Consider the following 23,338-nt stretch of genomic DNA (forward strand, 5'->3'; position numbering starts at 1 on the left):
CCATAGTCTCCTTATATTATATTAATCTGGAGATTTTTTAATTTTTAAAGTACAATAATACTGATTAAATAGTAATAGGAGTTGTACCTTGTGGACGGAAAATTTATTACTTTTGAAGGCTTAGATGGGTCTGGAAAAACAACAGTTATAAATAACGTAATTGAATATTTAAAGGAAAAAAACAAATTTGATAACTTTGTTATAACGCGAGAACCAGGTGGAAATAGAATTTCAGAAGCAATTCGCGAAATTATTTTAAATCAGGAATTCACTGAAATGGATAAAAGAACAGAAGCATTATTATATGCAGCTGCTCGACGTCAACATTTAATTGAAACAGTTTTTCCTGCATTGGAAAGTGGTAAATATGTAATGAGCGATCGCTATGTGGATAGTTCATTAGTTTATCAAGGTGCAGGACGTGAAATTGGGATGGATAAAATTGATGAAATTAACCAATTTGCAACAAATGGTCTTGAACCTGATTTGACAATATATTTTGATATTGAACCACAAATTGGACTAGAGCGCATTCAAAAAAATCGTCAGAATGAAGTAAACAGATTAGACCAAGAAAAATTAGACTTTTATAAACGAGTTCATCAAGGATACTTAAAACTAGCAAAAGAAAATCCACAACGAATTAAAACGATTGATGCAACTCAGAGTATTGATAAAGTAACTGAAGATGTATTAAATGTTTTGCTTCCATTTATAGACTAAAGGACTAATTATGAAACTGATAATTGCAATTATTCAAGATAAAGACAGCGATAAACTTAGTAATCGATTTATTGAACATAATATTCGTGCTACAAAATTAGCTTCAAGTGGAAGTTTTTTAAGATCTGGGAATTCTACATTTTTAATTGGAATTGATGATGAAAGAGTTGCAGAAGTAATTGATTTGATTAAGCATACGTCTAAACAACGAAACAAATATATTACTCCGCCTGTAGCATTAGACACCCATGTAGAAGGAATTTATAATAATTATCCAAGAAAAGTAAGAGTTGGCGGAGGAACGATATTTGTATTAGATATTGAAGATTTTGAACAATTTTAGGAGGATAGGCATGGAACAAGAAATTACTGTACTTCAAAGTAAATTAACAAAACATTTTGCACATTTAATTCAAAATAAAAAACTTGTCCATGCGTATTTATTAAGTGGTGCAACTGGATTAGGAAAATTAGAACTAGCTATTTGGATTGCACAGGCAATTTTTTGTAATAATCCGACAGTAAATGCTTTTCCATGCTTAAAATGTAATGAATGTATAAGAATTAAAAATAATGAGCATCCTGATGTAATTCAAATTATTCCTGATGGTCAATCTATTAAAGTAGATACAATAAGATATTTAAAAGACGAATTTTCAAAAAGTGGTTTGGAAGGTAACCGAAAAGTTTTTATTATTAAAGATGCAGAGAAAATGACAATAAGTGCAGCAAATAGTTTATTAAAATTTATAGAGGAACCTTCAGGGGATATTACTGCATTTTTGTTGACAAGTCATTTAAATCAAATGTTACCAACAATTGTATCGCGTTGTCAGGTAGTAGAACTTGATAATTTAAATCAAGAGGTTCAAATTGAAAAATTAATAAATAATCAGATAGACCCGTCTATGGCACGGTTATTAGTTCATTTGAATGGAAATATAGAAAAATTAACTGAGTTAGGTACAAATGAACATTTTCAAAAATTAGTAACAGAAGTTTTTAATTGGATTAAGTTGGTTTTGGAAAATGATTTACGAAGTTTTGTTTTTATTCAAACAAGGTTAATGTCATTGACAGAAGATCAGGAAATGCAACAGTATTTATTGGAATTAATGTTATTAGTTAATCGAGATTTATTGTTAATCAAATATAATCAGCCTGATGAAATAGCCTTTCAAAAATATAAAAAAGAACTGGTTGTTTTTACTGAAAGAATTTCATCTTCAAGTTTAACGACTGGAATAGAATGTATATTAGATACATGGAATCAAAAAGCATTAAATGTATCATTTCAGAATATATTAGAATCATTAACATTGAAATTATGTCAAATTTATCATAAAGGGTAGGATTAAAATGGATAAGGGAGAATTATACGACAGTTTTGAAACGATGGAACAACAAGCATTAACAATGTCTCAATTATTATCATCAATGCGAAAGGAAATGACACAGATAATTGAGAAGAATGCACAATTGGAAGTTGAAAATAGTCACTTACGTGAACGTTTAAGTGAATTAGAAAGTAATAAGAAGTCTAAAAAGACTAGTCATGGACTGTCAAACTTAGAGAAATTATATCATGAAGGTTTTCATGTTTGTACACAGTTTTTTGGTTCACGCAGAGAGGATGACGAGTGCATCTTTTGTCAACAAATAATTTATGGGGATAAATGGAGAGAAATTGATGGCAATTCAAAAGAATAGTAGTTTTCGTAATTTAGACTCAAAAGGTGCATTATATTTAGTACCTACTCCAATTGGTAATTTAAAAGATATGAGTCCTCGAGCAGTTGAGACTTTAAAGCAAGTTAATCTTATCGCTGCTGAAGACACACGTAATACTCAAAAGTTATTAAATTATTTTGATATTAAAACAAAACAAATTAGTTTTCATAAATTTAATACAAAAGAACGTATTCCAGAATTAATACAAAAACTTAATAATGGACAAGACATTGCTCAAGTTAGCGATGCAGGAACACCATCAATAAGTGATCCTGGACATGAACTAGTTGAAAGTTGCATAAAAAATGAAATTAGAGTAATTGCTATTCCAGGACCAAGTGCATCTATTACTGCTTTAATAGCATCAGGTATTCTACCACAACCATTTATTTTTTATGGTTTTTTGCCACGGAAAAAATCTGAACAAATAAATGAATTAGAAAAATTAAATGGTCAGGAATATACTCAAGTATATTATGAAGCTCCTCATCGTTTGAAGAAGACATTAGAAAATATGGTGACAGTTTTTGGAGAAAAAAGAAAAGTGGTTTTATGTCGTGAATTAACAAAACGTTATGAGGAATACATACGGGGAAATTTACAAGAGGCACTCGAATGGAGTACTAATGAAGATGTTCGAGGAGAATTTGTAATAGTTGTTCAGGGAAATGAAAAATGTGAAAATGAGATACAAGATGTGCAGTGCAAGTTGACAATTAAAGAACAGGTTCAAAGATTAATTGATCAACAAGGTATTAAACCAAATGCTGCAATTAAGATAGTTGCTAAAAATAATAATTTAAAAAAACAAGAAGTGTATAATGAATTTCATGGATTAAGATAAGGATGTGGCATAATGTCAGGCAAACAATATACAGAAAATCATAAAGTTATTTATTATGAAACAAATGTAACAGGAAAATTAAATATTGGAAATTTAGTCGATTTATGTATGCTTGTATCAACGAATCAAAGTGAAAAGTTGGGGGTTTCAAATGAAAAATTAGATGAAATGGGCTTAGGTTGGGTTGTTACGCAAAATATCATTGATGTAAAACGACTACCACAAGAACATGAAACAGTGAAAATTACAACAATAGCCCAAGCATACAACCGATATTTTTGTTATCGAGACTTTTATATGTATGATGAAAATGATCAAGAAATTGTTCATATGCATACAATTTTTGCTTTAATGGATAAAACTAAGCGAAAGATAGTATGTATAAAAAATGAGGTTATTGATCCATATGAAGGGGACTATACTACTAAGTTAGAACGTTTGCCTAATCCTGAAAAAATTAATCATATAGACTATCAAAAAGAATATCGAGTAAGATTTATGGATATAGATAGTAATCAACATGTAAATAATGTTCATTACTTTGATTGGATGTTAGATACATTACCTGAAGAATTTTTACGTACACATGAAGTGAAAAAAATTAATATTGTTTATAAAAATGAAGTAAGATATGGAGAAGTAGTTGAAAGTAATACAGAATATATTACTAGTCAAAATATTTCTTTACATGAAATAAAAGTAAAAAACAAAATAAGTTGTATTGCCGAAGTTCATTGGCGCAATTTATAATATTTATGATTTTAGTAATGAGGAATAAAAATGAAAATATTAGCAATTGATACATCGAATCAACCATTATCTGTTGCTGTTTTAGATGATGAAAATTTATTAGCTACTAAAACAACGAATGTTTCAAGAAACCATAGTGTTACACTAATGCCAACTATTCAAGAAATTTTGAAAGGTTGTAAAATAACAGTTCAAGATATAGACCGATTTGTAGTTGCACAAGGACCAGGCTCTTATACAGGATTAAGAATAGGTGTAACAGCTGCCAAAGTATTAGCTTCTACATTAAATAAAGAATTAGTAGGAGTTTCTAGTTTAAAGGTGGTTGCTGCAAACATTTTTCCACAAGAAGATTGCTTAATTATCCCATATTTTGATGCACGCAACCAAAATGTATTTGCGGCTGCATATCAGTGGAAAAATGGAATTTTAGAAACTAAAATAGCAGATATGCATATAAGTTTTGATAATTTGCTTAATAAATTATCTGAATTAGATCAAAGAGTTATTTTTGTGGGAAAAGAAAATGATGAATTTGTAAAAATGGCTCAAAAAAATTTAAAATTGGCATTTACATTTGCTTCTGCTGATTATCAAATTCCACAAGCTGCAATTTTAGGTAGACTAGGAGCAAAGGAAAATACTTCTGATATTGATTCTTTTGTACCACAATATAAACGATTAACACAAGCAGAATTACAATGGATGGAAAAGCATCCGGAGGAGAAAAATAGTCATGGGAGTTATGTTGAAAAAGTTTAAAAATAAAATCCAACATATTCTAGGAAAGCAAACGGATTTACAAGATATTGATTTTGAAAACCAAAATATTATTTTGGATAATAAAGAATATCTTTTTTGTCGAGGAGTTGTATCGGCAATTCCAGAAATGCTATCAGTTGAACGAGCTGTTTATAATGGTAAAACACCGATAGATTATGGATTTTTTGAAAAACAAGTACAAAATCAAACTCAAAATTTGGTGTTACTTGTTAGATTTGAAGATCAAGTAGTGGCTTATGTTATTTGTAGTTATTCATTTAACGAAGCTAAAATAAAAGATATTGCCATTGTTCCACGTTTTCAAGGCAAGGGCATTGCAACTAAAATGATTCAAATCATTATTAATGAGGCTAAAAAATATGGAAGTGAGAAAGTATTACTTGATGTACGGCAAAGTAATTTGCAAGGACAAAAGTTTTATCATGATTTAGGTTTTAAAGAAACTCGAATCAAACACCATTATTTTGCAGATAATGATGAGAATGCTTATGAATACGAATATCAGATAAAAGGTGAGTAGCAAACATGGAAGAGAAAAGAAATTTAATTTTATCATTTGAATCTAGTTGTGATGAAACTAGCGTAGCAGTCATTGAAAATGGATGTAAAATTTTATCTAATATCGTTGCTACTCAAATTAAAAGTCATCAACGATTTGGTGGAGTAGTACCAGAAGTAGCTAGTCGGCACCATATTGAGGTAATTACAGTATGCATTAAAGATGCTTTAGCTGAAGCAAATGTAACGTACGATGATTTAGATGCTGTTGCTGTGACATATGGACCGGGTTTAGTTGGTTCATTGCTAATTGGAGTTACTGCAGCAAAAGCGGTGGCATTTGCACATAATTTACCTTTGGTTCCAGTTAATCACATGGCAGGACATATTTATGCAGCACGTTACGTAAGTGAAATAAAATTTCCAGCATTAGCCTTATTGGTTTCAGGTGGACATACTGAATTAGTTTATATGCCAAAAGAAAATGAATTTAAAATTATTGGTGAGACACGAGATGATGCAGCTGGTGAAGCTTTTGATAAAGTTGGCCGTGTTTTAGGAATTAAATATCCAGCAGGGAAAGAAATTGATGAATTAGCTCACCAAGGACAAGATACTTTCCATTTTCCACGTGCAATGGAAAATGAGGATAACTTTGATTTTAGTTTTAGTGGATTAAAAAGTGCATTTATTAATGTAGTTCACCATGCTGATCAAGTTGGAGAAGTATTAGATAAAAAGGACTTAGCAGCAAGTTTTGAAGCTAGTGTTGTAGATGTTTTAGCTGAAAAAACACTTAAAGCTTTGGAAAAATATCCTGTAAAACAATTTATTTTAGCTGGTGGAGTTGCAGCAAATAAGGCTTTACGGGATCGTTTAGATTGCGAGTTAAGCAAATTTGAAAATGTTGAATTTATTAAAGCACCATTAAAATTATGTGGAGATAATGCAGCGATGATTGGGGCTGCTGGTTTTGTGGCCTATAAACATGGAGAACGTGCTAATTTAGATTTAAATGCTAATCCAAGTTTAGAATTTGAATGGATTGATGAATAAAAAAAGACACTTAAAAAGTGTCTTTTTTTATTCATCCTAAGTTATCTTGGAATTCTTCTAATTCTATTGATTTTTCTTCCCATTCTTGTTCTAAATTATCTAATTCCTTTGAAATCTTATCAAGTTTCATTTGTAAATCATTCATTTTATTTATGTCATTGAATGCATCAGGTTGAGTCATTTCATGTTCAACTTTTTCTTTTTGAATTTCAGAATTTGAAATCATTTCTTCAATTTTTTGTAATTCGCGATTTAGTTTGCGTAATTTTTTTTGTTGTTCTTTACTTTGCTGATAATTTAATTTTGCATTTGAAATTTGACTTTCTTGAATTTTATTTTCATTTTTTGATGATTTTAAAAATTCTTGTTCTTCTTTTTTTGTAACATAATAGTCATAATTTCCAAGATAGAGAGTACTTCCATCAGGAGTAATTTCTAATACCTCACTTGCAACTTTATTAATAAAGTAACGATCATGTGAGACAAACAATACTGTACCATTAAAATTTTGAATAGCTTGTTCTAATACTTCTTTACTTTCAATATCTAAGTGGTTAGTAGGTTCATCCAAAATCAAAAAATTATCATGTTGCATTGCCAATTTAGTTAACATTAAACGGGCTTTTTCGCCACCAGATAGATTATGGACAATTTTTTTAACTTCATCTCCTTGAAATAAAAAACTTCCTAAAATTGATCGAATATCTTTTTCAGGAGTCGTTGGATGGTCATCCCAAATTTCATTTAGTACCGTTTTATTACTATGTAGAGTTTGTTGTTCTTGATCATAATAACCAGGTTGTACATTTGAACCTAAACGGATTTTTCCTTTAATTAAAGGAATTTTATTTAAAATACTTTTTAGTAAAGTTGATTTACCAATCCCATTTGGACCAACAATAGCAATAATTTGATGTTTTTTAATTTCAAGATTAATTGGTTCAGATAATATTTTTTGATCATATCCTATTGCTGCGTCATTAACTTGAAGTACTACATTTCCACTATCTTTATCACTAGTAAATTCAAAATGAGGGCCTTTTTCATAACCTTCTGGGCGATCTAATCGGTCTATTTTTTCTAGTTGTTTGCGTTTGCTTTGTGCTCTCTTTGTCGTTGAGGCTCTAACAATATTTTTATTTACAAATTCTTCTAAATGGTTAATTTCGTTTTGCTGTTTTTCATATGCTTTCCATTGTGCTTTAAGACGTGCTTGCTTTTCTTTAATATAGTCAGAATAGTTTCCAGTGTAGTGGTTTGAATGTTTATGTGTAATTTCATAAATTTCGTTAACGACTTTATCTAAAAAATAACGATCATGTGACACAATTAATAGGGCACCTGAATAATTTTGAATATAGTTTTCAAGCCATGTTAATGTCTGAATATCTAGATGGTTAGTAGGTTCGTCTAAAATTAATAAATCACGTTTTTCAAGCAATAATTTTGCTAGTGCAAGTCTTGTCTTTTGACCACCAGATAATGAATTAACAGGACGATCAAAATCTGAATCATTAAAACCTAATCCTTTTAAAACTCCCTTAATTTCGTTCTCATATCCATATCCATTAAGTTCTTTGAAATCATGACTCAATTGATCATATTGATTCAGTAATTGTTGATATTGTGGAGAATCTGAATCTACATTTGGAGAAGCAATTTGCGTTTCTAGTTTATGAATTTTTTCTTCCATTTCAATCAAAGATTTGAAAACTGATTTCATTTCAAGATAAATTGATTGGTTAGATTCAAGACCGTTACTTTGGGCAAGATACCCAATTGATAAATTTTTCTTTTTTGTAATTTTACCTTCGCTTGGTTCTTTAAGTCCCATTATCATTTTGATTAGAGTAGATTTACCGGCACCATTACGTCCAACTAGTCCAATGCGCGAATGATCTTGGATATCCATATTTATATCTTCAAATAAAATATCAGCGCCAAAATGTTGTGCAACATGTTGAGCTTGAAGTAGTAACATATAATTCCTTCTTTCTACATTATATAAATTTCAATTCAAAAAAGAGTAGGATAAATAAGTTTAGTCCCATATGACTTATCATAGAAGCTCTTAAGTCTTTTGCTTTGTAGTATATTAATTCAAAAATGCATCCCATTACAAAATAGGCAATAAAGTGGCCATCATGATGTGCTATCGCAAATAAAGTACTAGAAATAATTCCACTAATAATAGGATTAAAGTAATAAGTTAAATTGCCAAAAAATACTTTGCGAAAAATTAATTCTTCAATTATTGGGGATGCAATAATAATATCTAATCCATATATTGGAAAGCTTTGAAAAATAGTTAATAGTTGATTAGTATTTTGAGAAATTGCAGTAGAGTGTGTTGTAAAATGCCAAATTGCTCCGATTATTAATTGACTGATTAAAACTATTCCAATTCCAATAAATCCCCAGATAATAAAATGAGATTTTTTTGGCTTTTTTTGATATTCTACTAAATTTTGATAACTAAATTTATGATTCAAAAATAAAAGTAATAGTGCACCTATAATTCCAATAATAGTTAACAAAATATATAGAATTGAAGAAGACCAAAAAATTTTTTGAATAATAAGTTGAGAAATCAATATAAATAGATATCCCAACAAAATGGAAAGAGAATTCTTTTCAATTGCCACAATGATAAACTTCCTTTATATGTAATTTATTAATATTGTAGCATGTTTATGATTAATTTCGAAATCGAATTAGCACTCTAAGATGTTAAGTGATAAAAAATGCTTGCTTTTTAATGGCAAAGAGATTATAGTAATAATTGTAATCAGTTAGCACTTAATACTAACGAGTGCTAAAAAATGGAGGGATTTATTGTGCTTAAACCATTAGGAGACCGCGTAGTCTTAAAAGTTGAAAAAGAAAAAGAAGAAACTGTTGGAGGAATTGTATTAGCAAGTAATGCAAAGGAAAAGCCTCAAACAGGAAAAGTCGTTGCAGTAGGTGACGGTAAGTTATTAGAAAATGGACAAAAAGCAGTTCCTAGCGTTAAAGATGGCGATAAAGTCTTATTTGATAAATATGCTGGTACTGAAGTTAAATATGATGGAGAAGATTATTTAATTGTTCGTGATAGTGACATCATGGCAATTGTAGACTAGAATTTATTTTTTTGAGGTGATTATTTATGGCAAAAGAAATTAAATTTTCAGAAGATGCACGTGCAAAGATGCTTGCAGGTGTTGATAAATTAGCAAATACTGTAAAATCAACAATTGGTCCTAAAGGACGTAATGTTGTATTAGAACAATCATATGGTGCACCAACAATCACAAATGATGGTGTTACAATTGCTAAAGCTATTGAATTGGAAGATCATTTTGAAAATATGGGAGCAAAATTAGTTGCAGAAGTTGCTTCTAAAACAAATGATATTGCTGGTGATGGTACAACAACTGCTACCGTACTTACTCAAGCAATTGTTAATGAAGGTATGAAGAACGTTACTGCAGGTGCAAACCCAGTTGGAATCCGTAAAGGAATTGAAAAAGCAACAAAAGCAGCTGTTAAATCATTACATGAAATGTCACATAAAGTTGAATCAAAGAGTGATATTCAACAAATTGCTTCTATTTCAGCAGCAAATGAAGAAGTAGGTAAATTTATTGCTGATGCGATGGAAAAAGTTGGTAACGATGGTGTTATTACAGTTGAAGAATCAAAGGGAATTGACACTTCATTAGATGTTGTTGAAGGTATGCAATTTGATCGTGGATACTTATCACAATACATGGTAACTGATGAAGATAAAATGGAAGCAGATCTAGATAATCCATACATTTTAGTTACAGATAAAAAGGTTTCAAACATTCAAGAATTATTACCATTGTTACAATCAATTGTTCAACAAGGTCGTCCATTGTTAATCATTGCAGATGATGTTGATGGTGAAGCATTACCAACATTAGTATTAAACAAGATTCGTGGAACATTCAATGTAGTTGCAGTTAAAGCACCAGGATTTGGTGATCGTCGTAAAGAAATGTTACAAGATATTGCAATTTTAACTGGTGCTACAGTTATTACTGATGACCTTGGCTTACAATTGAAAGATACAACAGTTGATCAATTAGGTTCAGCAGCTAAAGTTACAGTAACAAAGGAAAACACAACAATTGTGGAAGGTGCTGGAGATAAGAGCAAGATTGAAGAACGTGTTGCTCAAATTAAAGGTCAAATTGCTGAAACAACATCAGACTTTGATAAAGAAAAATTACAAGAACGTTTAGCTAAGTTAGCTGGCGGTGTTGCAGTTATTAAAGTTGGTGCAGCTACAGAAACAGAATTAAAAGAACAAAAATATCGTATTGAAGATGCATTAAATGCTACACGTGCTGCTGTGGAAGAAGGATTTGTTCCAGGTGGTGGTACAGCATTGGTAAATGCTATTAAAGATGTTGAAGAATTAGACGAAGCAGGCGATATTCAAACAGGTGTAAACATTGTAAAACGTGCTTTGGAAGAACCTGTACGTCAAATTGCTGAAAATGCAGGATTAGAAGGCTCAGTTATTGTAGAAAAACTTAAAGAACAAAAAGATGGTATTGGATACAATGCTGCTGCAGATAAATGGGAAGACATGGTTGATGCAGGAATTGTTGATCCAACTAAAGTTACTCGTTCTGCATTACAAAATGCTGCTTCAGTTTCAGCTTTATTATTAACAACAGAAGCTGTAGTTGCAGATAAACCAGAAGAAAAGAAAGATGCTGCTCCACAACAAGATATGGGTGGCATGATGTAATTTATAAAAAAGGGCTGTGTGTTTACACAGCCTTTTTTTTTATTAAGATGAACTTTTTTTGAAAATTCAATGCGATTTTAATTTCATTTGGTTTATTTAATTGTTAAATATGGTATGATATCAATTAGTATGATAACGCAATGAGAGGAATAACCATTCTCTTACATAGCGGATCTAAAAGAGATTATATGCATATAATCTCTCATGAAATACAGAAAGAGGACATTTTATGTATAAAATTTTTGCGTCATTGTTCGCAACAATTTTAATTTCTGCATTACTTGTTCCATTTGTACGTCATCTAGCGTTTAAAGTGGGAGCAGTTGATAAACCAAATGCACGAAGAGTGAATAAGAAAATCATGCCTACAATGGGAGGCCTTGCAATTTTTATTGCATTTAATTTTACTAATTTTGTTTTATTAGGTAGAAACTATCCTTTTAAACAAACTGTTGCTTTGTTTATTGCTCAATGTGTGATAATAATTACTGGAATTATTGATGATATTTATGAACTGAAACCATATCAAAAAATAATTGGAATTGTTGCTGCATCATTAATTGTATATTATGCAGCTCGTATTAGAATGACTACAATAACATTGCCATTTATAGGTTCGATTGAGTTAGGAATTTTTAGTTTACCTATTACATTAATTTGGATTTTGGCAATTACTAATGCAGTAAACTTAATTGATGGGTTAGATGGTTTAGCAACAGGAATAGCCATTATAGCTTTAACTACGAGTGCTCTAACAGGATATTTTTTCTTGAATGTTACAAATACATTTATTTCAATTATGATGTTTACATTAGTAGCAGCATTGATTGGCTTTTTGCCATATAATTTTCATCCTGCATCTATTTATCTAGGTGATACAGGATCGTTATTTATTGGATTTATGATTTCGGTATTTGCATTATTTGGATTGAAAAATGCAACTTTCATTTCAATTATTATCCCATTGATTATTCTAGGAGTGCCAATTACTGATACTGTCTATGCAATTATTCGAAGAGCGTTAAATAAAAAACCAATTATGAAGCCAGATAAACACCATTTACATCACAGGTTAATGCAAATGGGATTATCTCATAGACAAACTGTTTTAGTGATTTATGGAATTGCATTGATTTTTTCTTTTATCTCATTGCTTTATCCATTATCAAACATTTTAGGATCAATATTGTTAACAATTGCTACATTATTTGGGTTAGAAATATTTGTTGAGTTGATAGGGCTAGTTGGACCTAATCATACACCTTTATTAAATTTAATTAAGAAAATTGTATTAATGCCAAATAATCATTCGCACGATAAATAAAAGAGACTGTTTTAATACAGTCTCTTTTTTTAACTAAAGTTCCATATCTTGATATTTTTCTTCGCCAATTTGTATTTCAATTGGCTTGTTAAGATAATTTGTAAATGACTTATAAAAGTCTTCAATTTCTGATTTTTTTGTACAAACAACTGCAGTGATTTGCTCACTATATTCAATATCAATTAACGGAATATTGTTTTGTTGAAAAAAATATTTAGCACGTTCAAAATCGCTATATGACAAAGCAATAATAAGTTCACTCATTAACGTTCTTTTAATAATACCAATAGTACTAATAGTTTGGTTTGTTGTACCACCATATGCTCTAATCAGGCCTCCAGTTCCTAATTTAATTCCTCCAAAATATCTGACAACAACAGCACATACATTATGTAGAGAAGCCTGTTTTAAAGCATTAAGAATAGGAACGCCAGCCGTGCCAGCGGGCTCTCCATTATCACTTTCCCATTATCACTTTCGCGTTGAATTTCATCATTTAATCCAAGTAAATATGCATAACAAATATGTCTAGCTTTATTATGTTCTTTGTTTATTTGATCAATAAAATTTTGAGCTTCATGTTCAGAATCTATGCGATTTATGTAACAAATAAATTCTGATTTTTTGATTACTTGTCTATATTGACCGTTCTTTTTTATTGTAAAATAATTTTTTTTACACATATATCCTCCAAAATTGACTTTTTTTGCGTAGTTATATAATAGGAGGTGCTGTTATGAATTTAAATAATTTTTATGGAAGAATTTTTACGCAGAAACAAATTTCTACATCTAATATTATACAATTAAAATTATCAGGAAAAAAAGCGCTAATTGAGAAAGGAAAGTACGTAGAATGTCAAAGATGTTACTTTAAAAATCTAAAAGCAGAAGTTAAATTACCCAATAATGAGTTTTATTGTCGAAACTGTATTCAATTAGGACGGATAACAAGTTTAGACATGTTATATCATCTTAATGAACCAAATATATTTGATATTCCCCAAAAGGTTTTAACTTGGAAAGGAACTTTGTCACCATATCAAACAAGGTGTGCACAAGAATTATGTAAAAAAGTAAAACAAAAAAAGGATCATCTGATATGGGCTGTTACAGGAGCGGGGAAAACAGAAATGTTATTTCCAATGTTAGAAGAAAATTTAAAAGCTGGAAAAAGAATTGCAATTGCTTCACCTCGAATTGATGTATGTAATGAGCTTTATCCACGACTTCAATCAGCATTTAAAAATATAAAAATTGCATTATTACATGGAAAGAGCTCAATGAAATATTTTTATGCTCAATTAACTATTTGTACAACACATCAATTGATGAAGTTTAAACATGCATTTGATATTTTAGTAATTGATGAAATTGATTCATTTCCTTTTGTAAATGATCATAATTTGCATCTTACAGCAGAACGTTCCTGTAAAAAAGATGGTGTTAAGATTTACTTGACTGCTACTCCAGATGAAAAAAGTATGCAGCTTATAAAACAAAAAAAGTTATCAGTAGGATATTTTCCTTTGAGATTCCATCAATTTCCATTACCAGAAATTAAATTTAATTTGGATAAAAATTTATATAGAAACTTAAAAAAGAAAAAATTATCACAATTTGTTAAAAATACAATTCAAAAGTGGGAAAAACAAGGTACGCCATTTTTAATTTTTGTACCAGAATTAAAATATTTAGATCCGGTGTTAAGGTGCATTCAAAGTGAATTTCCAAATTTATTAGGTGAAAGTGTATATGCAGCAGACCCACAAAGAATTAAAAAGATTCAGGCTTTACGTGATGGAAAACTTCGCTTTTTAGTTACAACAACTATTTTAGAAAGAGGAGTTACTTTTAAAAATTTAGACTTGATGGTATATGGAGCTGAAAATAATAATTTTACATGTTCAAGTTTGGTGCAAATTGCAGGAAGAGTTGGAAGAAATAAGACCAAACCAGATGGTGATGTATATTTCATAGTTAAATATTATAACCAGAATGTTAAAAAGGCTGCAGGACAAATTAAATATCTTAATCGAAAGGCTCGGAAATTGTTGAATGAATACTAAATGTAAACTATGTCAGCAAATGATCAATTATAAAATTAACTTAGCATGGATTTTCTCTTTTAAACCAATTAAAGAAAAATTTATATGTAAAGATTGTTATCAAAAATTTGAATTTATTCAATTACCAATTTGTGAGGGATGTGGAAGAAAATCAAACGATAAGACTTGTTTAGACTGTGTAAAATGGGAAAAGAAACAGAAAAAATTACTAAAGAATCGTGCATTACTTGTTTATCAAAACCAAGCAACTAAAGAATATTTTAACTTATACAAATTTATAGGAGATTATCAATTACGAAAAATATTTCAAAACAAATTTGAGAAGATGATTATGCAAAATTATCCCCTTAAACATTGGATATATGTTCCAATACCAGTAAATAAAAGTACGCAAGAACATGAAAGAATGTTTAATCAAGTAGTCGGATTAATTGAAAATCTTCCATATGTTGAATTACTAGCAGTTGATGAAAATTTACATCAAATTAAGCAAGTAGAAAAAAATCGTATAGATAGAATACATACTCCGCAACCGTTTAAGTTCAATGGCAAAATAGATTTAAAAGGGAAAAATATTTTGTTGGTTGATGATGTTTATACAACTGGGACTACTTTATATCATGCACAACAAATAATGTTTGAACATGGGGCGAAAAAAGTGCACTCTATTACTTTGGCACGTTAAAAGAGAGAGTACATTGTTTGTTAATTTAAACGCTTTCTATTATAATAAATATATGGAAGGAGTACTTCCTTTGAGTAGAAATACTCAATGTGAAAGGAGAGTTTTATTATGTTAAAAATTAACGTGCGTGGGGAAAATATTGAAGTTACTTCAGCAATTCGGGATTATGTAGAGAAAAAGATATCTAAATTAGATAAATATTTAGACTCAAATGCAAATGTTACAGCACATGCTAATTTGAGGACTTATCCAGATAAGACTACAAAGGTTGAGGTAACAATTCCACTTCCATATTTAGTTTTAAGAGCAGAAGAAACTTCACCTGATATGTATGGCAGTATCGATTTAGTTACGGATAAATTAATACGTCAGATTAGAAAGCATAAAACAAAAATCAATCGCAAGTCGCGTGAAAAGGGTTATAAGCATTTAGATTTTACTAATGAAAATTTAGATGATGCAGATGCAGAAGAAAATAAAATTGAAATAGTACGAACAAAAAATATTGCTGTTAAACCAATGGACAGTGAGGAAGCTGTATTACAAATGGAAATGTTAGGACATAATTTCTTTATTTACGAAGATGCTGATACAAATGATATTAATATAGTTTATCGTCGGCGTGATGGAAAATATGGCTTGATGGATATTAATGAAAATTAATTGATTTAAATTTATAGTTAAGAACCATGCATTAATTGCATGGTTCTTTAATTTTTTGCTTGAAAAAGTCTAATGATTTAAGTTTAGGATAAAGAATTATATGTTTAAAATTATTTGGAAAAATGCTATCATTAAAACTGGTATATTTTAATTAACCAAATGAACACTTTAGAAGGGAATCACACATGGTTAATATTCTTAAAAAATGGGTTGAAAGTGATAAACGCGAAATTAAACGCCTAGACAAAATAGCAAATAAGGTTGAAGCACATGCTGAAGAAATGGCTCAACTTTCAGATGAAGAATTAAAAGCAAAAACACCAGAGTTTAAAAAACGATATCAAAATGGTGAATCATTAGATGATATGCTTCCAGAAGCTTTTGCTGTTGCTCGAGAAGCAGCTAAGCGAGTTTTAGGATTATTTCCATATCACGTACAAATTTTAGGTGGTATTGTTTTACACCAAGGTAATATTGCAGAAATGAAAACTGGTGAAGGAAAGACTTTAACAGCTACTATGCCTGTTTACCTTAATGCACTATCAGGTAAAGGAGTTCATGTTGTAACTGTTAATGAATACCTTTCTGAACGTGATGCTACTGAAATGGGTGAACTATATCAATGGCTTGGTCTAACAGTAGGACTAAATGTATCAAGTAAATCACCAGAAGAAAAACGAGAAGCATATAATGCAGACATTACTTATTCAACAAATAGTGAATTAGGATTTGATTATTTAAGAGATAACATGGTTGTCTATAAAGAAGATATGGTTCAACGTCCTTTGAACTACGTAATTGTTGATGAAGTGGACTCTATTTTAATTGATGAAGCTCGAACACCATTAATTATATCTGGACAAGCAAAGGGTTCAACTTCTTTATACGTTCGTGCAGACCGATTTGTGAAAACGTTAAAAGAAGATGAAGATTATAATATTGATTTGGAATCTAAGACAGTTTCTTTGACTGAAGAAGGAATTCAAAAAGCTGAAAAATATTTTGGATTAACTAACTTATTTGATCCAGATAATACGGCATTGAATCATCATTTAGACAATGCTTTACGTGCTAACTACATTATGCTTCGTGATAAAGATTATGTTGTGCAAAAAGGTGAAGTATTGATTGTTGATCAATTTACTGGACGTGTCATGGAAGGCCGTCGTTATTCTGATGGATTGCATCAAGCAATTGAAGCTAAGGAACATGTGAAAATTGAAGAAGAAACGAAGACAATGGCCAACATTACTTATCAAAACTTCTTCAGAATGTATCATAAATTAGCAGGAATGACAGGTACAGCAAAAACCGAAGAAGAAGAATTCCGTGAAATTTACAATATGCAGGTAATTACGATTCCAACTAATAAACCTGTAATTAGAGATGATCGGTCTGACTTACTATATCCAACATTAAAAAGTAAATTTAATGCAGTTGCAGATGATATTGAACGTCGTCATAAAGCAGGCCAACCAGTTTTAGTTGGTACAGTTGCGGTTGAAACTTCAGAATACTTATCACAATTATTAGATAAGCGTGGAATTCCACATGCTGTTTTGAATGCTAAAAACCATGCTAAGGAAGCTGAAATTGTTGCAAATGCAGGTCAAAAAGGTGCAGTTACAATTGCTACTAACATGGCTGGTCGTGGTACTGATATTAAATTAGGCCCTAATGTACGTGAGTTAGGTGGTCTTGCAGTAATTGGAACGGAACGTCATGAATCTCGAAGAATTGATAATCAATTAAGAGGACGTTCTGGACGTCAAGGAGATCCAGGATTATCTCAATTTTATCTTTCTTTAGAAGATGATTTGATGCTTCGTTTTGGTTCAGAAAAAATTAAAGATTTGCTTCAAAGTATGAAAATTGCAGATGATGATGCAGTAATTCAATCTAAAATGATTACAAAACAAGTTGAATCAGCACAAAAGCGTGTAGAAGGTAATAACTATGATACGCGAAAACAAGTTTTACAATATGATGATGTAATGCGTGCTCAACGTGAAGTTATTTATAAACAACGTCAACAAATCATTTTAGAAGAAAAGTCACTTAAAAAAGTTATTATGGATATGATCCGACGGACTGTTAAACATGAAGTGGAAATTCATACACAAGGTGACAAATCAGAATGGAATTTAAATGAATTAGCAGAATTTGCAGAAGCAAATATGGTTAAAGAAGGAACTATTTCTGCTGATGACTTTGCAGGTAAGACACCAGACGAAATGATTGATTATTTAATGGATCGTGCAGAGGAGAATTACAAACATAAGGAAAAGCAATTAAATGATCCAGAACAAATGCTTGAATTCGAAAAAGTTGTAATTTTACGTGTTGTAGATGACCATTGGACAAACCATATTGATGAGATGGATCAATTAAGACAATCAATTGGATTACGTGGATATGGTCAATTAAATCCATTAGTTGAATATCAATCAGATGGATATCAAATGTTTGAAAGAATGGTTGCGGATATTGAAACAGATGTAACTAAATTATTCTTGAAGGCTGAAATTCGTCAGAATATTCGTCGATAATTTTGCTAAATTTTATATATTTGATAGGGTATACCAATATTTTATTTTTATTGGTATACCTTTTCATTTGGCCAAATCTGTTATCTAAATTGAAATCATGTATAATAATATTAATAGTTATGAAAGGAAGACTTTTAAATGGAATTAGTAGATTATCGTAATCAAATTCAAGAAATGAATGAAAAAATATCAGACTTTAGGAGGTCTCTTTGACTTAGATAGTCTAGAGGAACAGATTGCTCAAAATGAAGATACAATGAGTGATCCAAATTTTTGGAACGATAGCAAAAAAGCACAAAATTTAATTAATGAAAATAATATTTTGAAAAATAAGTATGATAATTTTCATCAATTAAATCAAGCGATCGATGATTTAAATGTTTTATTTGAGTTACTAGAGGAAGATTTTGAAGATCAAGATCTTCAGAATGAACTAAATGAAAAAATAAAAAATACACAAAAACAATTAGAAAATTATCAATTATCTTTATTATTGAATGGCGAGTATGATAAGAATAATGCTATTTTGGAAATACATCCTGGTGCTGGAGGCACAGAGTCACAAGATTGGGCATCTATGCTTCTAAGAATGTATACAAGATGGGCAGAACAGCATGGATTTATAATTGAAACTGCAGATTATCAAATCGGTGATGAAGCAGGTATTAAGAGTGTTACTTTGTTAATCAAAGGAACAAATGCTTATGGTTATTTGCGAAGTGAAAAGGGTGTTCATCGGTTAGTAAGAATTTCACCATTTGATTCGGCTGCTCGTAGACATACCTCATTTGCTTCTGTTAATGTAATGCCAGAATTAGATGATAGTATTGAAATTGATCTAAGACCTGAAGATATAAAAATGGAGGTTTTTCGTTCTAGTGGAGCTGGTGGACAACATATTAATAAAACTTCATCAGCAGTAAGATTAATTCATATTCCTACAGGTATAGTAGTATCAAGTCAGGCTCAACGTTCACAGTTTCAAAATAGAGCAACGGCAGAAAAAATGTTAAAAGCCAAACTATATCAACGTGAATTAGAAGAAAAAGAGAGACAGAAAGCAGAAATACAAGGAAAACAAGTGGATATTGCATGGGGATCACAAATTCGCTCATACGTATTTCATCCTTATTCAATGATAAAGGATCATCGTACGGATTATGAAACCGGCAATGTTCAGAGTGTTATGGATGGAGATTTAGATGGATTTATTAATGCTTATTTACAATGGAAATTAAAGCAAGAGAATCCGCAATAAAAGAGGTATTTAAGTGGAAATAATAAAAGTCATTGGAGAATTTTTTATTCAACCATTATTATGGTTAGGTATTTTGTATACTTTATTACTTTATCAATTAAGAATAAAAAATGAACGTAATAATTTTAGAATTGCGATTAATAAAGATTGGTATGAAATTAGACATTTTGTAAAAAAAGGTCTGGTTTGGGGATTAATTTTATCGATTTTTTCGGTAATAATAGGGATCTTTATTCCAATCAAATATGTGTTTATATATGAAATTTTTGCAATGGTATCAATGTTATTTTTACCTGTCATAGATTTAAGTGCATTGCCATTGTATATTTTAGGTGTTATAAGTTACCAACATGGGGAGATATCCAGTTCTATATTCATGTTGCTCCTATCACTTAACTATTTTATGAAGGCACATTTAACTGGAAAAAATGATAAAATTTGGTTTTCTCCTAGAGAACGTCAAGGAAAAAGAGGAAGACGAATTGTGCAATACTGTTTTCATGAATTAACAGTTTTGCCTTTGTTGATTTTGATTCCTGGAAATTTAGTAAGTAATTTTAAATTTATTCCATTAATTCATTTTGGTGAGTTAAAATTTAGTTTCTTTATTTTACCGTTTTTTGTTGGAAGTGTAGGCAAAATTTTTAAAGAAACTGCCAAAAATGCTCTAGAATATTATCGTAAACAAAATATGTTGATGTGTTTAATTGCATTCGCTGGCTTTATAATTGGGACTATTTTCCCTAAATCAAGTTTAGTTTTGACGATTTTTATTCTATTAGCTAGTGTATGGATGATTTTCAAGCGAAAAAAGAAAGATGAAAAGTCAAATCAATGGTATGTTGAAACAAATATGGGTATTAGAATCGTTGCTATTAGACCAGATACTCCTGCAGCAAAGATGAATTTGGAACCTGGTGACATAATTTTAAATTGTAATGGACGTCATGTAACCAATGAAAATCAATTTTATGCTGCTTTACAACTAAATTCTGCTTATTGTCATTTAAAGTTGAAAACATTTAATGGCAACTTGAAAATTGCTGAAGGTGCTATCTATAATGATTCACCATATGAATTAGGAATTGTACTTTTTCAAAATAAATAGTAGGAGGGCATTGATGAAAAAGAAACTTTATCGTTCAAGATCACAACGAATTCTTGCTGGTGTGTGCGGAGGGATTGCTGAATATTTTAAGGTGGATCCTAAATATATCAGAATTGGTTACTTAGTTTTTACTTTAATTTGCTCACTATTTATTCATACAATGATATTGCCAATTTTAATATATTTAATTTTAGCCTTTGCTATTCCTAATAATCCTAATCAAAATGATAACAATTGGAAATCAATGTATGAAAAATATACTGGAAGAACATTTACTAAAAGTACATCAAATAGAAAAATCATTCATGATGTGAAAGAAAAAGATATAAAAAAATAAGAAGGGATTTTTATGGGATTTTGGAAAAGATCAATCCTTGATACATTAATTTTCATTGCAGTTGCAGGTTTCTTTCCTAATTTATTTCATGTATCAAATATTTGGATGGCATTTGTTGCAGCTGTAGTAATGGGACTATTAAATCGATTTATTAAACCAATTATTGTATTGTTTTCATTGCCAATTACAATTCTTACATTTGGCTTGTTTTATATTTGTATAAATGCGTTTATGTTGCAATTAGCATCATGGGCTTTAGCACCAGATTTTTATTTTAGTAATTTTGGCAGTGCAATTATTGTTGCTATTATAATAAGTATTGTAAATATGATTGTATCCGATTATTTTGAAAATTAGTTGTATTCAAGTTTATGAAGGGTTTCTTCAGAAATGAGGGATTTAAAGTGAGAAATGTAACTGTTAAAGAATTAGTTGATGGTTGTGACCTGATTGTTTATTCAGGAAAAGAATTTTTAGAGACTAATAAAATTGAAACAGATGATATTTCACGTCCGGATCTTGAATTAACAGGATATTTTGATTATTATCCTCAGAAACGTGTTCAAGTATTTGGAATGACTGAAATTTCATTTTCACAGCGTTTAACAAATGAAAATCAAGACAAGGTAATGCAAAAACTATGTACAAATGAAACTCCTTGTTTAGTTGTTGCACGAATGTTACCTATACCAGAAAGTATGGCGAAAGCAGCATCTGAAAATCATATTCCAATTTTGAGGACTAAATCACCAACATCACGGATTGCTTCAAAAATTACATATTTTTTACAAGGACAACTTGCAGAAAGACAATCATTGCATGGTGTTTTAGTGGATATTTATGGTTTAGGAGTTTTGATAACAGGTGATTCTGGAGTAGGTAAATCAGAAACAGCGTTAGATTTAATTAAAAGAGGTCACCGATTAATTGCAGACGATCGCGTTGAAGTTTATAAGCAAGATGAAATGACAGTTCATGGCGAACCACCTAAAATTTTACGTCACTTGTTGGAAATTCGTGGAGTTGGAATAATTGATGTAATGAATTTATATGGTGCTGGAGCAGTACGTTCACATGCTCATATTTCGTTAATTGTTCATTTAGAAAATTGGAGCGAAGATAAGCAATTTGATCGTCTTGGTAGTGGTGAAGAAAAACAAGAAATTTTAGGTGTAACAATTCCTAAAATTACTATTCCAGTTAAAGTAGGTCGGAACATGGCAATTATTGTTGAAGCTGCTGCTATGAACTATCGTGCAAAAACAATGGGATATGATGCAACAAAGAAGTTTGATGAAAATTTAAATTCATTAATTAAAGAAAACTCTAATCATAATAGATAAGGTTGAAAAGAGGGTTACTTGTGTTTGATACAACCATAGCAATTAATAAAATTGCTTTTAGTATAGGGCCAATTATGGTTCACTGGTACGGAATTATAATTGCAATAGGCGTACTATTAGCTGTGATGCTTTCAATAAAAGAAGGAAATAAGCGAGGACTTGATGAGGAAAATATATATGATTTTCTTCTATGGGCATTGCCAATTTCTATAGTTTGTGCGCGAATTTATTATGTAGTTTTTCAATGGCCATATTATTCGTTACACCCAGAAATGATTTATCGAATTTGGGATGGCGGAATTGCAATTTATGGTGGATTAATTGGAGCAGCAATTGTATTAATTATTTTTTGTTATAAACGGAATTTATCGGCTTGGGAGTTTCTAGATATTATTGCACCAACTGTAATAATGGCTCAAGGAATAGGTAGATGGGGAAACTTTATTAATCAAGAAGCACATGGAAGTGCTACAACATTGAATTTTTTACAAAATACTTTACATTTACCTCAATTTATTATTCATCAAATGAATATAAATGGAGTTTATTATCAACCAACATTTTTATATGAATCAGTTTGGGATTTATTAGGATTTGTTTTATTAATATCTTTAAGACATCGTAAATCCTTGTTTAAGCGTGGTGAAATTTTCTTAACATATGTTATGTGGTATTCATGTGGACGCTTCTTTATTGAGGGAATGAGGACAGATAGTTTGATGCTTGGACCATTAAGAGTTTCACAATGGCTCTCATTCATTTTGTTTTTCGGTGCTTTAATATTATTTATTATTAGAAGGTATCATAATAATGAACCTTGGTATTTAGATAAGAATGCTATAAATAAATAAAA

The 23,338-nt window shown here is 30.3% G+C and carries 26 protein-coding genes and 1 pseudogene; 22 read left to right on the forward strand and 5 right to left on the reverse strand.

Going from position 1 to position 23,338, the window contains the following annotated elements:
* Nucleotides 1-90 precede the first annotated feature (90 nt).
* Genes tmk through tsaD form a run of 9 tightly spaced genes read left to right on the forward strand, consistent with a single transcriptional unit; the run spans nucleotide 91 to nucleotide 6,385 of the window.
* Nucleotides 91-723 (forward strand): dTMP kinase, encoded by a 633-nt coding sequence (gene tmk / locus QPK35_RS00855; protein ID WP_290033588.1) that lies wholly within the window; start codon nucleotides 91-93, stop codon nucleotides 721-723.
* Between the two features lie 10 nt (nucleotides 724-733).
* Nucleotides 734-1,066 carry a cyclic di-AMP receptor DarA gene (gene darA, locus QPK35_RS00860; protein WP_290033589.1) on the forward strand — a complete coding sequence of 111 codons (333 nt, stop codon included), beginning with the start codon at nucleotides 734-736 and terminating at the stop codon, nucleotides 1,064-1,066.
* 10 nt (nucleotides 1,067-1,076) lie between these two features.
* Nucleotides 1,077-2,075: a DNA polymerase III subunit delta' gene (gene holB / locus QPK35_RS00865; RefSeq protein WP_290033590.1), complete on the forward strand. Its 999-nt coding sequence runs from the start codon at nucleotides 1,077-1,079 to the stop codon at nucleotides 2,073-2,075.
* A gap of 7 nt (nucleotides 2,076-2,082) precedes the next feature.
* Nucleotides 2,083-2,433, forward strand: coding sequence for an initiation-control protein YabA (locus QPK35_RS00870; RefSeq protein ID WP_290033591.1), 351 nt, complete (start codon nucleotides 2,083-2,085; stop codon nucleotides 2,431-2,433).
* Nucleotides 2,414-3,298, forward strand: a complete 885-nt coding sequence (gene rsmI, locus QPK35_RS00875; RefSeq protein WP_290033592.1) for a 16S rRNA (cytidine(1402)-2'-O)-methyltransferase — start codon at nucleotides 2,414-2,416, stop codon at nucleotides 3,296-3,298. Before QPK35_RS00870 ends, rsmI begins: the two co-directional genes overlap by 20 nt.
* A 12-nt stretch (nucleotides 3,299-3,310) precedes the next feature.
* On the forward strand, nucleotides 3,311-4,048 hold the full coding sequence (locus QPK35_RS00880; protein WP_290033593.1) for an acyl-[acyl-carrier-protein] thioesterase: 738 nt from the start codon (nucleotides 3,311-3,313) through the stop codon (nucleotides 4,046-4,048).
* A gap of 30 nt (nucleotides 4,049-4,078) precedes the next feature.
* Nucleotides 4,079-4,810 carry a tRNA (adenosine(37)-N6)-threonylcarbamoyltransferase complex dimerization subunit type 1 TsaB gene (gene tsaB, locus QPK35_RS00885; protein WP_290033594.1) on the forward strand — a complete coding sequence of 244 codons (732 nt, stop codon included), beginning with the start codon at nucleotides 4,079-4,081 and terminating at the stop codon, nucleotides 4,808-4,810.
* Entirely contained in the window at nucleotides 4,797-5,351 is a 555-nt protein-coding gene (gene rimI, locus QPK35_RS00890; protein ID WP_290033595.1) for a ribosomal protein S18-alanine N-acetyltransferase, read from the forward strand. Before tsaB ends, rimI begins: the two co-directional genes overlap by 14 nt.
* 5 nt (nucleotides 5,352-5,356) lie before the next feature.
* On the forward strand, nucleotides 5,357-6,385 hold the full coding sequence (tsaD, locus tag QPK35_RS00895) for a tRNA (adenosine(37)-N6)-threonylcarbamoyltransferase complex transferase subunit TsaD (protein WP_290033596.1): 1,029 nt from the start codon (nucleotides 5,357-5,359) through the stop codon (nucleotides 6,383-6,385).
* A 31-nt stretch (nucleotides 6,386-6,416) separates the two neighbouring features.
* On the opposite strand, the gene QPK35_RS00900 is transcribed toward tsaD, so the two are convergent.
* Nucleotides 6,417-8,366, reverse strand: a complete 1,950-nt coding sequence (locus tag QPK35_RS00900; protein WP_290033597.1) for an ABC-F family ATP-binding cassette domain-containing protein — start codon at nucleotides 8,364-8,366, stop codon at nucleotides 6,417-6,419.
* 19 nt (nucleotides 8,367-8,385) lie between these two features.
* Nucleotides 8,386-9,030, reverse strand: coding sequence for a CPBP family intramembrane glutamic endopeptidase (locus tag QPK35_RS00905; protein WP_290033598.1), 645 nt, complete (start codon nucleotides 9,028-9,030; stop codon nucleotides 8,386-8,388).
* A gap of 192 nt (nucleotides 9,031-9,222) precedes the next feature.
* On the opposite strand from QPK35_RS00905, the gene groES reads away from it, so the two are divergent.
* The 3 genes from groES to QPK35_RS00920 all read left to right on the forward strand — a co-directional run bounded on the left by groES (nucleotide 9,223) and on the right by QPK35_RS00920 (nucleotide 12,474).
* Nucleotides 9,223-9,507, forward strand: a complete 285-nt coding sequence (groES, locus tag QPK35_RS00910) for a co-chaperone GroES (protein ID WP_290033599.1) — start codon at nucleotides 9,223-9,225, stop codon at nucleotides 9,505-9,507.
* A 26-nt stretch (nucleotides 9,508-9,533) separates the two neighbouring features.
* On the forward strand, nucleotides 9,534-11,150 hold the full coding sequence (gene groL / locus QPK35_RS00915) for a chaperonin GroEL (RefSeq protein WP_290033600.1): 1,617 nt from the start codon (nucleotides 9,534-9,536) through the stop codon (nucleotides 11,148-11,150).
* A gap of 229 nt (nucleotides 11,151-11,379) precedes the next feature.
* On the forward strand, nucleotides 11,380-12,474 hold the full coding sequence (locus QPK35_RS00920; protein WP_290033601.1) for a glycosyltransferase family 4 protein: 1,095 nt from the start codon (nucleotides 11,380-11,382) through the stop codon (nucleotides 12,472-12,474).
* A 33-nt stretch (nucleotides 12,475-12,507) separates the two neighbouring features.
* On the opposite strand, the gene QPK35_RS00925 is transcribed toward QPK35_RS00920, so the two are convergent.
* The 3 genes and pseudogenes from QPK35_RS00925 to QPK35_RS00935 form a co-directional block, all read right to left on the reverse strand.
* Entirely contained in the window at nucleotides 12,508-12,738 is a 231-nt protein-coding gene (locus QPK35_RS00925; protein ID WP_290033602.1) for a DUF1949 domain-containing protein, read from the reverse strand.
* A gap of 93 nt (nucleotides 12,739-12,831) precedes the next feature.
* A pseudogene (locus QPK35_RS00930) lies at nucleotides 12,832-12,897 on the reverse strand (YigZ family protein); the annotation flags it as partial.
* Complete coding sequence (locus tag QPK35_RS00935; protein ID WP_290033603.1) at nucleotides 12,882-13,157, reverse strand: YigZ family protein; 276 nt, start codon at nucleotides 13,155-13,157, stop codon at nucleotides 12,882-12,884. The pseudogene QPK35_RS00930 and the gene QPK35_RS00935, both read right to left, overlap by 16 nt.
* Before the next feature lie 53 nt (nucleotides 13,158-13,210).
* Between QPK35_RS00935 and QPK35_RS00940 the strand changes: the two genes are divergently transcribed.
* From QPK35_RS00940 to lgt, 10 genes are all read left to right on the forward strand, one after another.
* Nucleotides 13,211-14,542: an ATP-dependent helicase ComFA gene (locus QPK35_RS00940; RefSeq protein WP_290033604.1), complete on the forward strand. Its 1,332-nt coding sequence runs from the start codon at nucleotides 13,211-13,213 to the stop codon at nucleotides 14,540-14,542.
* Nucleotides 14,532-15,227 carry a ComF family protein gene (locus tag QPK35_RS00945; protein ID WP_290033605.1) on the forward strand — a complete coding sequence of 232 codons (696 nt, stop codon included), beginning with the start codon at nucleotides 14,532-14,534 and terminating at the stop codon, nucleotides 15,225-15,227. Before QPK35_RS00940 ends, QPK35_RS00945 begins: the two co-directional genes overlap by 11 nt.
* A gap of 108 nt (nucleotides 15,228-15,335) precedes the next feature.
* Nucleotides 15,336-15,890, forward strand: a complete 555-nt coding sequence (hpf, locus tag QPK35_RS00950) for a ribosome hibernation-promoting factor, HPF/YfiA family (RefSeq protein WP_290033606.1) — start codon at nucleotides 15,336-15,338, stop codon at nucleotides 15,888-15,890.
* A 185-nt stretch (nucleotides 15,891-16,075) separates the two neighbouring features.
* Complete coding sequence (gene secA / locus QPK35_RS00955; RefSeq protein WP_290033607.1) at nucleotides 16,076-18,439, forward strand: preprotein translocase subunit SecA; 2,364 nt, start codon at nucleotides 16,076-16,078, stop codon at nucleotides 18,437-18,439.
* Between the two features lie 138 nt (nucleotides 18,440-18,577).
* Nucleotides 18,578-19,697 (forward strand): peptide chain release factor 2 gene (prfB, locus tag QPK35_RS00960; protein ID WP_290033608.1). Its coding sequence is split into 2 segments (ribosomal slippage): nucleotides 18,578-18,649 and nucleotides 18,651-19,697, totalling 1,119 coding nucleotides; the frame shifts between segments, so codons are not numbered across the junction.
* Between the two features lie 13 nt (nucleotides 19,698-19,710).
* Nucleotides 19,711-20,805, forward strand: coding sequence for a PDZ domain-containing protein (locus tag QPK35_RS00965; RefSeq protein ID WP_290033609.1), 1,095 nt, complete (start codon nucleotides 19,711-19,713; stop codon nucleotides 20,803-20,805).
* 13 nt (nucleotides 20,806-20,818) lie between these two features.
* The gene (locus QPK35_RS00970; RefSeq protein WP_290033610.1) at nucleotides 20,819-21,142 is read left to right on the forward strand and encodes a PspC domain-containing protein; all 324 of its coding nucleotides are present in this window, start codon (nucleotides 20,819-20,821) and stop codon (nucleotides 21,140-21,142) included.
* Between the two features lie 12 nt (nucleotides 21,143-21,154).
* Entirely contained in the window at nucleotides 21,155-21,499 is a 345-nt protein-coding gene (locus tag QPK35_RS00975; RefSeq protein WP_290033611.1) for a phage holin family protein, read from the forward strand.
* Between the two features lie 47 nt (nucleotides 21,500-21,546).
* Nucleotides 21,547-22,485 carry an HPr(Ser) kinase/phosphatase gene (hprK, locus tag QPK35_RS00980; protein WP_290033612.1) on the forward strand — a complete coding sequence of 313 codons (939 nt, stop codon included), beginning with the start codon at nucleotides 21,547-21,549 and terminating at the stop codon, nucleotides 22,483-22,485.
* Between the two features lie 20 nt (nucleotides 22,486-22,505).
* Entirely contained in the window at nucleotides 22,506-23,336 is an 831-nt protein-coding gene (gene lgt, locus QPK35_RS00985; protein WP_290033614.1) for a prolipoprotein diacylglyceryl transferase, read from the forward strand.
* Nucleotides 23,337-23,338 lie beyond the last annotated feature (2 nt).

It is taken from the genome of Ligilactobacillus cholophilus (assembly GCF_030389495.1).
GTDB lineage: Bacteria > Bacillota > Bacilli > Lactobacillales > Lactobacillaceae > Ligilactobacillus > Ligilactobacillus cholophilus.

What these genes read in the sequence shown, in the direction of transcription:
- darA (WP_290033589.1), top strand. Translation starts at nt 734, where the DNA reads ATGAAACTGATAATTGCAATTATTCAAGATAAAGACAGCGATAAACTT.
- holB (WP_290033590.1), top strand. Translation starts at nt 1,077, where the DNA reads ATGGAACAAGAAATTACTGTACTTCAAAGTAAATTAACAAAACATTTT.
- QPK35_RS00870 (WP_290033591.1), top strand. Translation starts at nt 2,083, where the DNA reads ATGGATAAGGGAGAATTATACGACAGTTTTGAAACGATGGAACAACAA.
- rsmI (WP_290033592.1), top strand. Translation starts at nt 2,414, where the DNA reads ATGGCAATTCAAAAGAATAGTAGTTTTCGTAATTTAGACTCAAAAGGT.
- QPK35_RS00880 (WP_290033593.1), top strand. Translation starts at nt 3,311, where the DNA reads ATGTCAGGCAAACAATATACAGAAAATCATAAAGTTATTTATTATGAA.
- tsaB (WP_290033594.1), top strand. Translation starts at nt 4,079, where the DNA reads ATGAAAATATTAGCAATTGATACATCGAATCAACCATTATCTGTTGCT.
- tsaD (WP_290033596.1), top strand. Translation starts at nt 5,357, where the DNA reads ATGGAAGAGAAAAGAAATTTAATTTTATCATTTGAATCTAGTTGTGAT.
- QPK35_RS00900 (WP_290033597.1), bottom strand. Translation starts at nt 8,366, where the DNA reads ATGTTACTACTTCAAGCTCAACATGTTGCACAACATTTTGGCGCTGAT.
- groL (WP_290033600.1), top strand. Translation starts at nt 9,534, where the DNA reads ATGGCAAAAGAAATTAAATTTTCAGAAGATGCACGTGCAAAGATGCTT.
- QPK35_RS00920 (WP_290033601.1), top strand. Translation starts at nt 11,380, where the DNA reads ATGTATAAAATTTTTGCGTCATTGTTCGCAACAATTTTAATTTCTGCA.
- QPK35_RS00925 (WP_290033602.1), bottom strand. Translation starts at nt 12,738, where the DNA reads ATGAGTGAACTTATTATTGCTTTGTCATATAGCGATTTTGAACGTGCT.
- QPK35_RS00935 (WP_290033603.1), bottom strand. Translation starts at nt 13,157, where the DNA reads ATGTGTAAAAAAAATTATTTTACAATAAAAAAGAACGGTCAATATAGA.
- QPK35_RS00940 (WP_290033604.1), top strand. Translation starts at nt 13,211, where the DNA reads ATGAATTTAAATAATTTTTATGGAAGAATTTTTACGCAGAAACAAATT.
- QPK35_RS00945 (WP_290033605.1), top strand. Translation starts at nt 14,532, where the DNA reads ATGAATACTAAATGTAAACTATGTCAGCAAATGATCAATTATAAAATT.
- hpf (WP_290033606.1), top strand. Translation starts at nt 15,336, where the DNA reads ATGTTAAAAATTAACGTGCGTGGGGAAAATATTGAAGTTACTTCAGCA.
- secA (WP_290033607.1), top strand. Translation starts at nt 16,076, where the DNA reads ATGGTTAATATTCTTAAAAAATGGGTTGAAAGTGATAAACGCGAAATT.
- QPK35_RS00970 (WP_290033610.1), top strand. Translation starts at nt 20,819, where the DNA reads ATGAAAAAGAAACTTTATCGTTCAAGATCACAACGAATTCTTGCTGGT.
- QPK35_RS00975 (WP_290033611.1), top strand. Translation starts at nt 21,155, where the DNA reads ATGGGATTTTGGAAAAGATCAATCCTTGATACATTAATTTTCATTGCA.